This is a genomic window from Azospirillaceae bacterium (assembly GCA_028283825.1).
GTDB lineage: Bacteria > Pseudomonadota > Alphaproteobacteria > Azospirillales > Azospirillaceae > Nitrospirillum.
Map to the genome: position 1 here is coordinate 1,015,189 of JAPWJW010000003.1, position 17,013 is coordinate 1,032,201.

A 17,013-nucleotide genomic window follows, 5' to 3' on the forward strand; every position below is an offset into this window, starting at 1 on the left:
GGCACCGAGACCGGCGGTGGCGGCACCAATCCGGGCACGGGCACCGGCACGACTGATCCCACTGGCGGCACGGGCTCCGGCGGCGTCGAGGCCGGCGGTGGCACGGGCGGCGGTACCGGAACCACCGACCCCACCGGCGGCACCGGCACGGGCACCGAAACCGGCGGCGGCACCAATCCGGGCACGGGCACCGGCACGACCGATCCCACCGGCGGCACGGGCTCCGGCGGCGTCGAGGCCGGCGGTGGCACGGGCGGCGGTACCGGAACCACCGACCCCACGGGCGGCACCGGAACGGGCACCGAGACCGGCGGTGGCGGCACCAATCCGGGCACGGGCACCGGCACGACTGATCCCACTGGCGGCACGGCGCTCCGGCGGCGTCGAGGCCGGCGGCGGCACGGGCGGCGGTACCGGCACCACCGACCCCACGGGCGGCACCGGCACGGGCACTGGAACCGGCGGTGGCGGCACCAATCCGGGCACGGGCACCGGCACGACTGATCCCACCGGCGGCACGGGCTCCGGCGGTGTCGAGGCTGGTGGCGGCACGGGTGGTGGCACAGGCACCACCGACCCCACGGGCGGCACCGGCACGGGCACCGAAACAGGCGGCGGCACCAACCCGGGTACCGGAACCGGCACGACTGATCCCACCGGCGGCACAGGCTCCGGCGGTGTCGAGGCTGGTGGCGGCACGGGTGGTGGCACAGGCACCACCGACCCCACGGGCGGCACCGGCACGGGCACCGAGACCGGCGGCGGCACGACCAATCCGGGCACAGGAACCGGCACGACTGACCCCACTGGCGGCACAGGCTCTGGCGGTGTCGAGGCTGGCGGCGGCACCGGTGGCGGCACAGGCACCACCGACCCCACGGGCGGCACCGGCACGGGCACCGAAACCGGCGGCGGCGGCACCAATCCGGGCACGGGCACCGGCACGACCGATCCCACCGGCGGCACGGGCTCCGGCGGCGTCGAGGCCGGCGGTGGCACGGGCGGCGGTACCGGCACCACCGATCCCACGGGGGGCACCGGCACGGGCACTGGAACCGGCGGTGGCGGCACCAATCCGGGCACGGGCACCGGCACGACCGATCCCACTGGCGGCACGGGCTCCGGCGGCGTCGAGGCCGGCGGCGGCACGGGCGGCGGTACCGGCACCACCGATCCCACGGGGGGCACCGGCACGGGTACTGGAACCGGCGGTGGCGGCACCAATCCGGGCACGGGCACCGGCACGACCGATCCCACTGGCGGCACGGGCTCCGGCGGCGTCGAGGCTGGCGGCGGTACGGGCGGCGGTACCGGCACCACCGATCCCACGGGGGGCACCGGCACGGGTACTGGAACCGGCGGTGGCACAAACCCGGGCTCGGGCGGCGGTACCGGCACGGACCCCATTACGGGCACGGGCTCCGGCGGAACCGGCACCGGGGGCGATTCCTCCACCGGCACGGGCTCCGGCGGTGCGGAAACAGGCGGCGGCGGCGGAACGGGCACGACCGATCCCACCGGCGGCACGGGCTCCGGTGGCGTTGAGGCCGGCGGCGGCACGGGTGGCGGAACTGGCACCACCGATCCCACCGGTGGCACCGGTACGGGCGGCACGGGTTCCGGCGGCACCGGAACCGGCGGCGGCACCACAAATCCAGGCACGGGCACCGGTACGACCGATCCCACCGGCGGCACAGGCTCCGGCGACGGCAACCACATTTCCGTCAATCTGAGCGTTGCCCCAGCCGCCGGCCTGGAAGACCAACCCATCGCCCTCACCATCGGGGCTGGCGTCGGCTCGCCCGGGGCCGGTGAAACCGTCAGCGTCACCATCGCCGGTGTCCCGGTTGGCGCCACCTTGTCCGCCGGTACCGATAACCATGACGGTACTTGGACCCTGACCGCCGGGCAGTTGACCGGCCTCACCATCACCCCGCCCACTGACTACAGCGGGACTCTGACTCTGTCCGTCACCGCCCATGCCGAGTTGAACGGCGCGACAAGTGACACGTCCAGCACGCTCGCCGTCACCGTCGCCCCGGTGGCCGACGCCCCGACCTTGGCCGTCGCCCCCGCTGTTGGCCTGGAAGACCAACCCATCGCGTTGACCATCGCCGCTGGCCTGCATGCCCCGGCCGATGGCGAGACCCTCTCCGTCACCATCGCCGGTGTTCCCGCCGGCGCCACCCTCTCCGCCGGCACCGACAATGGCGACGGCACCTGGACGCTGACCAGTGCCCAGCTGACCGGCCTGACCCTCACCCCGCCGGCCGATTACAGCGGGACTCTGAATCTCTCTGTCACCGCCCACGCCGAGGTCGGCGGCACCAGTGCCGACACCAGCAGCAGCCTGGCGGTCACCGTCGCGCCGGTTGCCGATGCCCCCACCCTGGCCATCGGGCCCGCCACCGGCCTGGAAGACCAACCCATCGCCCTGACCATCGCCGCCGGCCTCCACAGCCCGGCTGATGGCGAGACCCTCAGTGTCACCATCGCTGGTGTCCCCGCCGGCGCCACCCTCTCCGCCGGCACCGACAATGGCGACGGCACCTGGACCCTGACCGGCGCCCAGCTCACCGGCCTCACCCTCACCCCGCCGACCGATTACAGCGGGACTCTGAATCTGTCCGTCACCGCCCACGCCGAAGTGGGCGGCACCAGCGCCGACACCACCAGCACCCTGGCGATCACGGTTGCCCCGGTGGCCGACGCCCCGACCCTGACCGTCCTGCCGGCCACGGGCCAGGAAGACCAGCCCATTGCGCTGACCATCGCCGCCAGCCTGCATGCGCCTGCCGATGGCGAGACCCTCAGTGTCACCATCGCTGGCGTCCCTGCCGGCGCCACCCTGTCCGCCGGCACCAACAACGGCGATGGCACTTGGACGCTGACCGGCGCCCAATTGACGGGCCTCACCATCACCCCGCCGGCCGACTACAACGGCACCCTCAACCTATCCGTCACCGCCCACGCCGAGGTTGGCGGCACCGGCGCCGATACCATCAGCACGCTGTCAGTGACGGTAACACCGACGGGGGACACAAGCCCGGTAACCGGCATTGAAGCGCCGACGCTGTCGGTGCAGGCCGCCGCGGGTCTGGAAGACCAACCCATCGCCCTCACCATCGCCGCCGGATTGCACGCCCCAGTCGCCGGCGAGACGCTCTCGGTCACCATCGCCGGCGTCCCGTCCGGCGCCACCCTCTCCGCTGGTACCGACAATCACGACGGCACCTGGACCCTCACCGGCGCCCAGCTCACCGGCCTGACCATCACCCCGCCGACCGACTACAGTGGCACGTTGAACCTCAGTGTCACCGCCCATGCCGACGTCAACGGCACGACGGCGGACACCACCGGCAGCCTGGCCGTCACTGTCGCCCCGGTGGCCGACGCCCCCAGCCTGACCGTCGCTCCGGCTGTCGGCCTGGAAGATCAGCCCATTGCGCTCACCATCGCCGCCGGCCTGCATGCCCCGGCCGCCGGCGAGACCTTAAGCGTCACCATCGCCGGCGTCCCCGCCGGCGCCACCCTCTCCGCCGGTACCGATAACCACGACGGCACCTGGACCCTGACCGGCGCCCAGCTGACCGGCCTCACCATCACGCCACCGGCTGACTACAGTGGGACTCTGAATCTGTCCGTCACGGCTCACGCCGAAGTGGGCGGCACCAGCGCCGACACCTCGAGCACCTTGGCCGTTACCGTCGCCCCGGTGGCCGATGTGCCAACGCTGGCGGTTCTGCCGGCCGTCGGACTGGAAGATCAGCCCATTGCGCTGACCATCGCCGCCGGCCTCCACGCCCCCGCCGATGGCGAGACCCTCAGCGTCACCATCGCTGGTGTCCCCGCCGGCGCCACCCTGAACCATGGGCACCGACAACGGCGATGGCTCCTGGACCCTGACCGGCGCCCAGCTGACCGGCCTCACCATCACGCCACCGGCTGACTACAGCGGCACCCTCAATCTGTCCGTTATGGCGCATGCCGCCGTCAACGGCAGCACCGCCGACACCACCGGCAGCCTGGCCGTCACCGTCGGTGCCGTCGCCGATGCACCCAGCCTGGCCGTCGTCCCCGCCGTCGGACTGGAAGACCAGCCCATCGCGCTGACCATCGCCGCCGGCCTCCACGCCCCCGCCGATGGCGAGACCCTCAGCGTCACCATCGCCGGTGTCCCCGCCGGCGCCACTCTCTCCGCCGGTACCGATAATGGCGACGGCTCCTGGACCCTGACCGGTGCCCAGCTGACCGGCCTGACCATCACCCCGCCCACCGACTACAGTGGGACTCTGAATCTGTCCGTGACGGCGCATGCCGCCGTCAACGGCACTAGTGCCGACACCACCGGCAGCCTGGCCGTCACCGTCGGTGCCGTCGCCGATGCCCCCAGCCTGGCGGTCGTCCCGGCCGTCGGCCTGGAAGACCAGCCCATCGCCCTCACCATCGCCGCTGGCCTGCATGCCCCGGCCACCGGCGAGACCCTCAGCGTCACCATCGCCGGCGTCCCTGCCAGCGCCACCCTCTCCGCCGGCACCGACAATCACGATGGCACCTGGACCCTGACCAGCGCCCAGTTGACCGGCCTGACCCTGACGCCGCCCACCGACTACAGCGGCACGCTCAACCTCAGCGTCACCGCCCACGCCGCCGTCAACGGCACCAGTGCCGACACCACCGGCAGCCTGGCCGTCACCGTTGGCGCCGTCGCCGACGCCCCCAGCCTGGCCGTCGTCCCCGCCGTCGGACTGGAAGACCAGCCCATCGCCCTGACCATCGCCGCCGGCCTCCACGCCCCCGCCGATGGCGAGACCCTCAGCGTCACCATCGCCGGCGTGCCTGCCGGCGCCACGCTCTCCGCCGGCACCGACAAATCACGATGGCACCTGGACCCTGACCGGCGCCCAGTTGTCCGGCCTGACCCTGACGCCGCCGGCCGACTACAGCGGCACGCTCAACCTCAGTGTCACCGCCCACGCCGCCGTCAACGGCACCAGTGCCGACACCACCGGTAGCCTGGCCGTCACCGTTGGCGCCGTCGCCGACGCCCCCAGCCTGGCCGTCGTCCCCGCCGTCGGACTGGAAGACCAGCCCATTGCGCTGACCATCGCCGCCGGCCTCCACGCCCCGGCCACCGGCGAGACCCTCTCCGTCACCATCGCCGGCGTGCCCGCCGGCGCCACCCTGTCCGCCGGGACCGATAACCATGACGGCTCCTGGACGCTCACCAGCGCCCAGCTGACCGGCCTCACCCTGACGCCGCCCACCGACTACAGCGGCACGCTCAACCTCAGTGTCACCGCCCACGCCGCCGTCAACGGCACCACGGCGGATACCACCGGTAGCCTGGCTGTCACCGTCGGTGCCGTCGCCGACGCCCCCAGCCTGGCCGTCGTCCCCGCCGTCGGTCTGGAAGACCAGCCCATCGCCCTCACCATCGCCGCTGGCCTGCACGCCCCGGCCGATGGCGAGACCCTCAGCGTCACCATCGCCGGCGTTCCGGCCGGCGCCACCCTCTCCGCTGGTACCGACAATCACGACGGCTCCTGGACTCTGACCGGTGCCCAGCTGACCGGCCTGACCCTCACCCCGCCGGCCGATTACAGCGGCACCCTCAACCTCAGCGTCACCGCCCACGCCGCCGTCAACGGCACCAGTGCCGACACCACCGGCAGCCTGGCCGTCACCGTTGGCGCCGTCGCCGACGCCCCCAGCCTGGCCGTCGTCCCCGCCGTCGGACTGGAAGACCAGCCCATCGCCCTGACCATCGCCGCCGGCCTCCACGCCCCCGCCGATGGCGAGACCCTCAGCGTCACCATCGCCGGCGTGCCTGCCGGCGCCACGCTCTCCGCCGGCACCGACAATCACGATGGCACCTGGACCCTGACCGGCGCCCAGCTGACCGGCCTGACCATCACCCCACCGGCCGACTACAGCGGCACGCTCAACCTCAGCGTCACCGCCCACGCCGCCGTCAACGGCACCATCGCCGACACCACCGGTAGCCTGGCCGTCACCGTTGGCGCCGTCGCCGACGCCCCCAGCCTGGCCGTCGTCCCCGCCGTCGGACTGGAAGACCAGCCCATTGCGCTGACCATCGCCGCCGGCCTCCACGCCCCGGCCACCGGCGAGACCCTCAGCGTCACCATCGCCGGCGTCCCCGCCGGCGCCACCCTCAACCACGGCACCGATAACGGTGATGGCACCTGGACCCTGACCGGCGCCCAGCTGACCGGCCTCACCCTCACCCCGCCCGCCGATTACAGCGGCACCCTCAATCTGTCCGTGACGGCGCATGCCGCCGTCAACGGCAGCACCGCCGACACCACCGGCAGCCTGGCCGTCACCGTCGGTGCCGTCGCCGACGCCCCCAGCCTGGCCGTCGTTCCCGCTGTCGGCCTGGAAGACCAGCCCATCGCCCTCACCATCGCCGCTGGCCTCCATGCCCCCGCCGATGGCGAGACCCTCTCCGTCACCATCAGCGGCGTGCCCGCCGGCGCCACCCTGAACCATGGCACCGACAACGGTGATGGTTCCTGGACGCTGACCGGTGCCCAGCTGACCGGCCTCACCATCACCCCGCCGGCCGACTACAGTGGGACTCTGAATCTGTCCGTCACGGCGCATGCCGCCGTCAATGGCACTAGTGCCGACACCACCGGCAGCCTGGCCGTCACCGTCGGTGCCGTCGCCGACGCCCCCAGCCTGGCGGTCGTCCCGGCCGTCGGCCTGGAAGACCAGCCCATCGCCCTCACCATCGCCGCCGGCCTGCATGCCCCGGCCACCGGCGAGACCCTCAGCGTCACCATCGCCGGCGTCCCCGCCGGCGCCACCCTCAACCACGGCACCGATAACGGTGATGGCACCTGGACCCTGACCGGCGCCCAGCTGACCGGCCTCACCCTCACCCCGCCCGCCGATTACAGCGGCACCCTGAATCTGTCCGTAACGGCCCACGCCGCCGTCAACGGCACCACCGCCGACACCACCGGCAGCTTGGCCGTCACCGTCGGTGCCGTCGCTGATGCCCCCAGCCTGGCCGTCGTCCCGGCCGTCGGCCTGGAAGACCAGCCCATCGCCCTCACCATTGCCGCCGGACTGCACGCCCCGGCCACCGGCGAGACCCTCAGCGTCACCATCGCCGGCGTCCCCGCCGGCGCCACGCTGAACCATGGCACCGATAACGGTGATGGTTCCTGGACCCTGACCGGCGCCCAGTTGACCGGCCTCACCATCACCCCGCCGGCCGACTACAGCGGCACCCTGAACCTCAGCGTCACCGCCCACGCCGCCGTCAACGGCACGACGGCTGATACCAGCGGTAGCCTGGCCGTCACCGTTGGCGCCGTCGCCGACGCCCCCAGCCTGGCCGTCGTCCCCGCCGTCGGTCTGGAAGACCAGCCCATCGCCCTCACCATCGCCGCCGGCCTGCATGCCCCGGCCACCGGCGAGACCCTCAGCGTCACCATCGCCGGCGTCCCCGCCGGCGCCACCCTCTCCGCTGGTACCGACAATCACGACGGCACCTGGACGCTGACTGGCGCCCAGTTGACCGGCCTGACCATCACCCCGCCGGCCGACTACAGCGGCACGCTGAACCTCAGCGTCACGGCGCATGCCGCCGTCAACGGCAGCACCGCCGACACCACCGGCAGCCTGGCCGTCACCGTCGGCGCCGTCGCTGACGCCCCCAGCCTGGCCGTCGTCCCGGCCGTCGGCCTGGAAGATCAGCCCATCGCCCTGACCATCGCCGCCGGCCTGCATGGCCCCGCCGATGGTGAGACCCTCAGCGTCACCATCGCCGGTGTCCCCGCCGGCGCCACGCTGAACCACGGCACCGACAACGGCGACGGCTCCTGGACCCTCACCGGCGCCCAGCTCACCGGCCTGACCCTCACCCCGCCGGCCGACTACAGCGGCACGCTGAACCTCAGCGTCACCGCCCACGCCGCCGTCAACGGCAGCACCGCCGACACCACCGGCAGCCTGGCCGTCACCGTTGGTGCCGTCGCCGATGCCCCCAGCCTGGCCGTCGTCCCGGCCGTCGGCCTGGAAGACCAGCCCATCGCGCTGACCATCGCCGCCGGCCTCCACGCCCCCGCCGATGGCGAGACCCTCTCCGTCACCATCGCCGGTGTCCCCGCCGGCGCCACCCTGTCCGCCGGCACCGACAATCACGACGGCACCTGGACCCTCACCGGCGCCCAGCTCACGGGCCTGACCCTCACCCCGCCCACTGACTACAGCGGCACGCTGAACCTGTCCGTCACCGCCCATGCCGCTGTGAACGGCACGACGGCCGACACCACCGGCAGCCTGGCCGTCACCGTCGGTGCCGTCGCCGACGCCCCCAGCCTGGCGGTCGTCCCGGCCGTCGGCCTGGAAGACCAGCCCATCGCCCTCACCATCGCCGCCGGCCTGCATGCCCCGGCCACCGGCGAGACCCTCAGCGTCACCATCGCCGGCGTCCCCGCCGGCGCCACCCTCTCCGCTGGTACCGACAATCACGACGGCACCTGGACGCTGACTGGCGCCCAGTTGACCGGCCTGACCATCACCCCGCCGGCCGACTACAGCGGCACGCTGAACCTCAGCGTCACCGCCCACGCCGCCGTCAACGGCACCACCGCCGACACCACCGGCAGCCTGGCCGTCACCGTCGGCGCTGTCGCCGACGCCCCCAGCCTGGCCGTCGTCCCGGCCGTCGGCCTGGAAGATCAGCCCATTGCGCTCACCATCGCCGCCGGCCTCCACACCCCCGCCGATGGCGAGACCCTCTCCGTCACCATCGCCGGCGTGCCCGCCGGTGCCACGCTGTCCGCCGGTACCGACAACCATGACGGCACCTGGACCCTCACCGGTGCCCAGCTGACGGGGCCTGACCCTCACCCCGCCGGCCGACTACAGCGGGACTCTGAATCTGTCCGTGACGGCACATGCCGCCGTCAACGGCACGACGGCCGACACCACCGGTAGCCTGGCCGTCACCGTTGGCGCCGTCGCTGATGCTCCCAGCCTGGCCGTCGTCCCCGCCGTCGGACTGGAAGACCAGCCCATTGCGCTGACCATCGCCGCCGGCCTCCACGCCCCGGCCACCGGCGAGACCCTCTCCGTCACCATCGCCGGCGTGCCCGCCGGCGCCACCCTGTCCGCCGGGACCGATAACCATGACGGCTCCTGGACGCTCACCAGCGCCCAGCTGACCGGCCTCACCCTGACGCCGCCCACCGACTACAGCGGCACGCTCAACCTCAGTGTCACCGCCCACGCCGCCGTCAACGGCACCACGGCGGATACCACCGGTAGCCTGGCTGTCACCGTTGGTGCCGTCGCCGACGCCCCCAGCCTGGCCGTCGTCCCCGCCGTCGGTCTGGCAAGACCAGCCCATTGCCCTCACCATCGCTGCCGGCCTCCACGCCCCCGCCGATGGCGAGACCCTCAGCGTCACCATCGCCGGTGTCCCCGCCGGCGCCACCCTCTCCGCTGGTACCGACAATCACGACGGCTCCTGGACGCTGACTGGCGCCCAGCTGACCGGCCTGACCCTCACCCCGCCGGCCGATTACAGCGGCACGCTGAACCTCAGCGTCACCGCCCACGCCGCCGTCAACGGCTCCACCGCCGACACCACCGGCAGCCTGGCCGTCACCGTCGGCGCTGTCGCCGATGCTCCCAGCCTGGCCGTCGTCCCCGCCGTCGGCCTGGAAGACCAGCCCATCGCCCTCACCATCGCCGCCGGCCTGCATGCCCCGGCCACCGGCGAGACCCTCAGCGTCACCATCGCCGGCGTCCCCGCCGGCGCCACCCTGAACCATGGCACCGACAACGGCGATGGCTCCTGGACCCTGACCGGTGCCCAAGTGTCCGGCCTGACCCTGACGCCGCCCGCCGACTACAGCGGCACCCTGAATCTGTCCGTAACGGCCCACGCCGCCGTCAACGGCACCAGTGCCGACACCACCGGCAGCCTGGCCGTCACCGTCGGTGCCGTCGCCGACGCCCCCAGCTTGGCCGTCGTCCCCGCCGTCGGACTGGAAGACCAGCCCATTGCGCTGACCATCGCCGCCGGCCTCCATGCCCCCGCCGATGGCGAGACCCTCTCCGTCACCATCAGCGGCGTGCCCGCCGGCGCCACCCTGAACCATGGCACCGACAACGGTGATGGTTCCTGGACGCTCACCGGCGCCCAGCTGACCGGCCTGACCATCACCCCGCCCACCGACTACAGTGGGACTCTGAATCTGTCCGTGACGGCGCATGCCGCCGTCAACGGCACTAGTGCCGACACCACCGGCAGCCTGGCCGTCACCGTCGGTGCCGTCGCCGATGCCCCCAGCCTGGCGGTCGTCCCCGCCGTCGGCCTGGAAGATCAGCCCATCGCCCTCACCATCGCCGCCGGCCTCCATGCCCCGGCCGCCGGCGAGACCCTCTCCGTCACCATCAGCGGCGTGCCCGCCGGCGCCACGCTCTCCGCCGGCACCGACAATCACGATGGCACCTGGACCCTGACCGGCGCCCAGCTGACCGGCCTGACCATCACCCCACCGGCCGACTACAGCGGCACGCTCAACCTCAGCGTCACCGCCCACGCCGCCGTCAACGGCACCATCGCCGACACCACCGGTAGCCTGGCCGTCACCGTTGGCGCCGTCGCCGACGCCCCCAGCCTGGCCGTCGTCCCCGCCGTCGGACTGGAAGACCAGCCCATTGCGCTGACCATCGCCGCCGGCCTCCACGCCCCGGCCACCGGCGAGACCCTCAGCGTCACCATCGCCGGCGTCCCCGCCGGCGCCACCCTCAACCACGGCACCGATAACGGTGATGGCACCTGGACCCTGACCGGTACCCAGCTGACCGGCCTCACCCTCACGCCGCCCGCCGACTACAGCGGCACGCTCAACCTCAGCGTCACCGCCCACGCCGCCGTCAACGGCAGCACCGCCGACACCACCGGCAGTCTCGCCGTCACCGTTGGCGCCGTCGCCGACGCCCCCAGCCTGGCCGTCGTCCCCGCCGTCGGGCTGGAAGACCAGCCCATTGCGCTCACCATCGCCGCTGGCCTCCACGCCCCCGCCGATGGCGAGACCCTCTCCGTCACCATCGCCGGTGTCCCCGCCGGCGCCACCCTGTCCGCCGGCACCGACAACCACGACGGCTCCTGGACGCTGACCGGCGCCCAGCTCACCGGCCTGACCATCACCCCGCCCACTGACTACAGCGGCACGCTGAATCTGTCCGTGACGGCGCATGCCGCTGTGAACGGCACGACGGCCGACACCACCGGCAACATGGCCGTCACCGTTGGTGCCGTCGCCGATGCCCCCAGCCTGGCCGTCGTCCCGGCCGTCGGACTGGAAGACCAGCCCATTGCGCTCACCATCGCCGCCGGCCTGCATGCCCCGGCCACCGGCGAGACCCTCTCCGTCACCATCGCCGGTGTCCCCGCCGGTGCCACCCTGAACCACGGCACCGATAACGGTGACGGCTCCTGGACCCTGACCGGTACCCAGCTGACCGGCCTCACCCTGACGCCGCCCGCCGACTACAGCGGCACGCTCAACCTCAGCGTCACCGCCCACGCCGCCGTCAACGGCAGCACCGCCGACACCACCGGCAGTCTGGCTGTCACCGTCGGCGCCGTCGCTGATGCTCCCAGCCTGGCCGTCGTCCCCGCCGTCGGCCTGGAAGATCAGCCCATCGCCCTCACCATCGCCGCCGGCCTCCATGCCCCGGCCGCCGGCGAGACCCTCTCCGTCACCATCAGCGGCGTGCCCGCCGGCGCCACCCTGAACCATGGCACCGACAACGGTGACGGCTCCTGGACGCTGACCGGCGCCCAGCTGACCGGCCTGACCATCACCCCACCGGCCGACTACAGCGGCACGCTCAACCTCAGTGTCACCGCCCACGCCGCCGTCAACGGCAGCACCGCCGACACCACCGGCAGCCTGGCCGTCACCGTCAACCCGGTGGCGGATGCGCCGACGTTGAGCCTGCAGGCCGCCAGCGGTCATGAGGATGAGTCGATCGCGCTGACCATCGGTGCGGCGCTGACCCATCCGGCGCCGGGCGAGACCTTGAGCGTCATCGTCTCTGGCGTTCCCGTCGGTGCCTCGCTGTCGGCCGGTATCGACAACCATGACGGCACCTGGACCCTGACCAGCGCGCAGCTGTCCGGCCTGTCCCTGACGCCGCCGGCCGATTTCCACGGCACCATCAACCTGTCCGTCACCGCCCATGCCGCCGTCAACGGCACCGCCGCCGACACCGCAGGCACGCTGACCGTCACCGTGGCGCCCGACACGGTCGACGCCGGCGTCACCATCGATGCGCCGACACTGGCCGTCCTGCCCGCCCTGGGTCTGGAAGACCATGCCATCAGCCTGAACATCGCCGCCGCCCTGCCGGTCACCCTGCCGGGCGAGACCCTGAGCGTCACCATCGGCAACCTGCCGGCCGGCGCCACCCTGTCGGCCGGCACCGACAATCACGACGGCACCTGGACGCTCACCGCCGTTCAACTGACCGGCCTGACCCTGACCCCGCCCGCCGATTACAGCGGCACCCTCAACCTGTCCGTCGCCGCCCATGCCGACCTGGCCGGCGTGTCGGCCACCACCACCGCGGCGCTGTCCGTCACCGTCACCCCCGTGGCCGACACCCCCAGCCTGGCGGTCCTGCCCGCCATCGGGCTGGAGGACCAGGCCATCAGCCTGAACATCGCCGCCGGCCTGGCCGCCCCGGTCGCGGGTGAGACCTTGACCGTCACCATCGCAGGATTGCCGACGGGCGCCACCCTGTCCGCCGGTACCGACAACCATGACGGCACCTGGACACTCACCGCCGTCCAGCTGACCGGCCTGACCCTGACGCCGCCGGCCGACTACAATGGCACCCTGAACCTGACCGTCACCGCCCATGCCGAGGTGGCCGGGACCACCGCCGACGTGTCGGGCAACCTGGCGGTCACCGTCCTGCCCGTGGCCGACGCGCCGACCCTGGTGGCATTGCCCGCCGTCGGCCTGGAAGATCAGCCCATTGCCCTGACCATCGCCGCCGGCCTTGTGGCCCCGGTGGCGGGTGAGACGCTGAGCGTCACCATCGCCGGTGTTCCGGTCGGCGCCACCCTATCCGCCGGCACCGACAATCACGACGGCACCTGGACCCTGACCGGTGTGCAACTGACCGGCCTGACCATCACCCCGCCGGCCGACTACAGCGGCACCCTGAACCTCAGTGTCACCGCCCATGCCGAGGTGAACGGCACCGAGGCGACGGCCAGCAGCACCCTAGCCGTGACCGTGGCCCCGGTGGCCGATGTCCCCAGCCTGGCCATCCTGCCCGCCATCGGGTTGGAGGACCAGCCCATCGCCCTGACCATCGCCGCCGGCTTGGCCGCCCCGGTGGCCGGGGAGACCCTGTCCGTCACCGTCGCCGGTGTTCCGGTCGGTGCCACCCTCTCCGCCGGCACCGACAACCATGACGGCACCTGGACACTGACCAGTGCCCAGCTGACCGGCCTGACCATCACCCCGCCCGCCGATTATAGCGGCACCCTCAACCTGTCCATCACCGCCCATGCCGACGTGAACGGCACGGAGGCCACGGCCAGCGGCAGCCTGGCGGTCACCGTCCTGCCCGTCGCCGATGTACCCAACCTGGCCGTCGTGCCGGTGATCGGCCTGGAAGACCAACCCATCGCCCTCAACATCGCGGCTGGCCTCACCGCCCCCGTGGCGGGTGAAGCCTTGAGCGTCACCATCGCCGGTGTTCCGGTCGGCGCCACCCTGTCCGCCGGTACCGACAACCACGACGGCACCTGGACCCTGACCGGTGTGCAGCTGACCGGCCTGACCATCACCCCGCCACACGACTACAGCGGCACGCTGACCCTGTCCGTCACAGCGCACGCCGACGTCAACGGCACGGACGCGGCGGCCAGCGCCAATCTGGCGGTCACCGTCATGCCGGTCGCCGACGTGCCCAACCTGGTGGTCCTACCCACCGTGGGCCTGGAAGACCAGCCCATCGCCCTCAACATCGCCGCCGGCCTGGCCGCACCGGTAGCCGGGGAGACCCTGTCCGTCACCGTCGCCGGCGTGCCCGTGGGCGCCACCCTGTCCGCCGGCACCGACAACCATGACGGTACCTGGACGTTAACGAGCGCCCAGTTGACCGGCCTGACCATCACCCCGCCGCACGACTACAGCGGCACCTTGAACCTGTCCGTCACCGCCCATGCCGAGGTCAACGGCACCGGCGCCGACGCGACCGGCAACTTGGCGGTCACCGTCCTGCCGGTGGCTGACGTGCCCCATCTGGTGGTGTTGCCGGCCGTGGGCCTGGAAGACCAGCCCATCGGCCTGAACATCGCCGCCAGCCTGGCCGCACCGGTGGCCGGCGAGAGCCTGTCCGTCACCATCGCCGGGTTGCCCGCGGGCGCCACCCTGTCCGCCGGCACCGACAACCATGACGGCACCTGGACCCTCACCACCGTCCAACTGACCGGCCTGACCCTGACGCCGCCCGCCGACTACAGTGGCACGGTCAATCTGACCGTCACCGCCCACGCCGATGTCAACGGCACCACCGCCGACACGACGGGCACCCTGACCGTCAACGTGCTGCCGGTGGCCGACCTGCCCAATCTGGTGGTCCTGCCCACCGTGGGGCTGGAGGACCAGCCCATCGCACTGACCATCGCCGCCAGCCTGGCCGCACCCGTGGCCGGCGAGACCCTGTCCGTCACCGTCGCCGGACTGCCGGTGGGTGCCACGTTGTCCGCCGGCACAGACAACCATGACGGTACCTGGACCCTGACCAGCGCCCAGTTGACCGGCCTGACCGTCACCCCGCCCGCCGATTACAGCGGCACCCTGAACCTGACGGTCACGGCGCACGCCGACGTCAACGGCACCGATGCCGCCGTCAGCGCCAACGTGGCCGTCACCGTCATGCCGGTGGCCGACCTGCCCAACCTGGTGGTGCTGCCGGCCGTGGGCCTGGAAGACCAGCCCATCGCGCTGAACATCGCCGCCAGCCTGGCCGCACCGGTGGCGGGGGAGACCCTATCCGTCACCGTCGCGGGCCTGCCGGTGGGCGCCACATTGTCCGCCGGCACCGACAACCACGACGGCACCTGGACCCTGACCGGCGCACAGCTGACCGGCCTGACCATCACGCCCCCGGCCGACTACAGTGGCACCCTGAACCTGTCCGTCACGGCGCATGCCGATGTGAATGGCACCGACGCGGCCGTCAGCGGCAGCCTGGCGGTAACCGTCCTGCCGGTGGCCGACATCCCCAACCTGGTGGCCCTGCCCGTGGTGGGCCTGGAAGACCAGCCCATCGCCCTCAATATCGCCGCCAGCCTGGCCGCACCGGTGGCGGGTGAGACCCTGTCCGTCACCGTCGCCGGGCTGCCGGCCGGCGCCACCCTATCCGCCGGCACCGACAATCATGACGGCACCTGGACTTTGACCGCCGTCCAACTCACCGGCCTCACCATCACCCCGCCGGCCGACTACAGCGGCACGCTGAACCTGACCGTTACGGCACACGCCGACGTCAACGGCACCGACGCCACCGCCAGCACCAACCTGGCGGTCACCGTCCTGCCGGTCGCCGACCTGCCCAACCTGGTGGCCCTGCCCGTGGTGGGTCTGGAAGATCAGCCCATCGCCCTGAACATCAGTGCCGGTCTGGCTGCCCCCGTGGCAGGCGAGACCCTGTCGGTGGTGATCAGCGGTGTGCCCACCGGCGCCACCCTGTCCGCCGGTACCGACAACCATGACGGCACCTGGACGCTGACCGCCGTCCAACTGACGGGCCTGACCCTCACCCCGCCCGCCGACTACAGCGGCACCCTCAATTTGAGGTGTCACGGCGCACGCCGACGTCAACGGCACCGACGCGGCGGTCAGCGCCAACGTGGCGGTCACCGTCCTGCCCGTGGCCGACCTGCCCAACCTGGTGGTCCTGCCCACCGTGGGCCTGGAAGACCAGCCCATTGCGCTGAACATCGCCGCCAGCCTGGCCGCACCCGTGGCCGGGGAGGCCCTGTCCGTCACCGTCGCCGGATTGCCGGCGGGTGCGGTGCTGTCCACCGGCACCGACAACCACGACGGCACCTGGACCCTGACCAGCGCACAGCTGTCCGGCCTGACCGTCACCCCGCCCGCCGACTATCACGGCACCCTGAACCTGACCGTCACCGCCCATGCCGATGTCAACGGCACGGAGGCCACGGCCAGCGCCAGCCTGGCGGTGACCGTCCTGCCCGTCGCCGACATCCCCAATCTGGTGGTCCTGCCCACCGTGGGGCTGGAGGACCAGCCCATCGCCCTCACCATCGCCGCCAGCCTGACCGCGCCGGTAGCACCGGGCGAGGCGCTGTCCGTCACCGTCGCCGGGCTGCCGGCCGGGGCCACCCTGTCGGCCGGTACCGACAATCACGACGGCACCTGGACCTTGACCAGCGCCCAGTTGTCCGGCCTGACCGTCACCCCACCCGCCGACTATCATGGCACGCTGAACCTGACCGTCACCGCCCATGCCGACATCAACGGCACCGACGCGTCGACCAGCGCCAGCGTGGCCGTCACCGTCCTGCCCGTCGCCGACATCCCCAACCTGGTCACCCTGCCGTCCGTCGGCATGGAGGACCAGCCCATCGCCCTCAACATCGCCGCCAGCCTGACGGCACCGGTGGCGGTGGGTGAGGCGCTGTCGGTGGTGATCAGCGGCGTGCCGACCGGCGCCACCCTGTCCGCCGGCACCCACAATTCCGACGGCACCTGGACCCTGACCGGCGCCCAGTTGTCCGGCCTGACCGTCACCCCGCCCGCCGACTACAGCGGCACCCTGAACCTGTCCGTCGTCGCCCATGCCGACGTCAACGGCACCGACGCCACCGCCAGCGCCAACGTGGCCGTCACCGTCCTGCCCGTCGCCGACGTGCCCAACCTGGTGGTCCTGCCGGTGGTGGGCCTGGAAGACCAGCCCATCGCGCTG

General features: G+C 72.5%; 4 protein-coding genes. All 4 read left to right on the forward strand.

Going from position 1 to position 17,013, the window contains the following annotated elements:
• Positions 1-313 precede the first annotated feature (313 nt).
• The 4 genes from PW843_16630 (at position 314) to PW843_16645 (ending at position 16,721) form a co-directional block, all read left to right on the forward strand.
• On the forward strand, positions 314-3,949 hold the full coding sequence (locus PW843_16630) for an Ig-like domain-containing protein (GenBank protein ID MDE1148225.1): 3,636 nt from the start codon (positions 314-316) through the stop codon (positions 3,947-3,949).
• Positions 3,870-5,015 carry a hypothetical protein gene (locus PW843_16635; protein ID MDE1148226.1) on the forward strand — a complete coding sequence of 382 codons (1,146 nt, stop codon included), beginning with the start codon at positions 3,870-3,872 and terminating at the stop codon, positions 5,013-5,015. Before PW843_16630 ends, PW843_16635 begins: the two co-directional genes overlap by 80 nt.
• Complete coding sequence (locus PW843_16640; GenBank protein MDE1148227.1) at positions 4,909-8,976, forward strand: hypothetical protein; 4,068 nt, start codon at positions 4,909-4,911, stop codon at positions 8,974-8,976. The genes PW843_16635 and PW843_16640 overlap by 107 nt, the downstream gene beginning before the upstream one ends.
• Positions 8,977-9,323: 347 nt before the next feature.
• A complete protein-coding gene (locus PW843_16645) occupies positions 9,324-16,721 on the forward strand; it encodes a hypothetical protein (protein MDE1148228.1) in 7,398 nt (2,465 codons plus the stop codon).
• Positions 16,722-17,013: the final 292 nt, after the last annotated feature.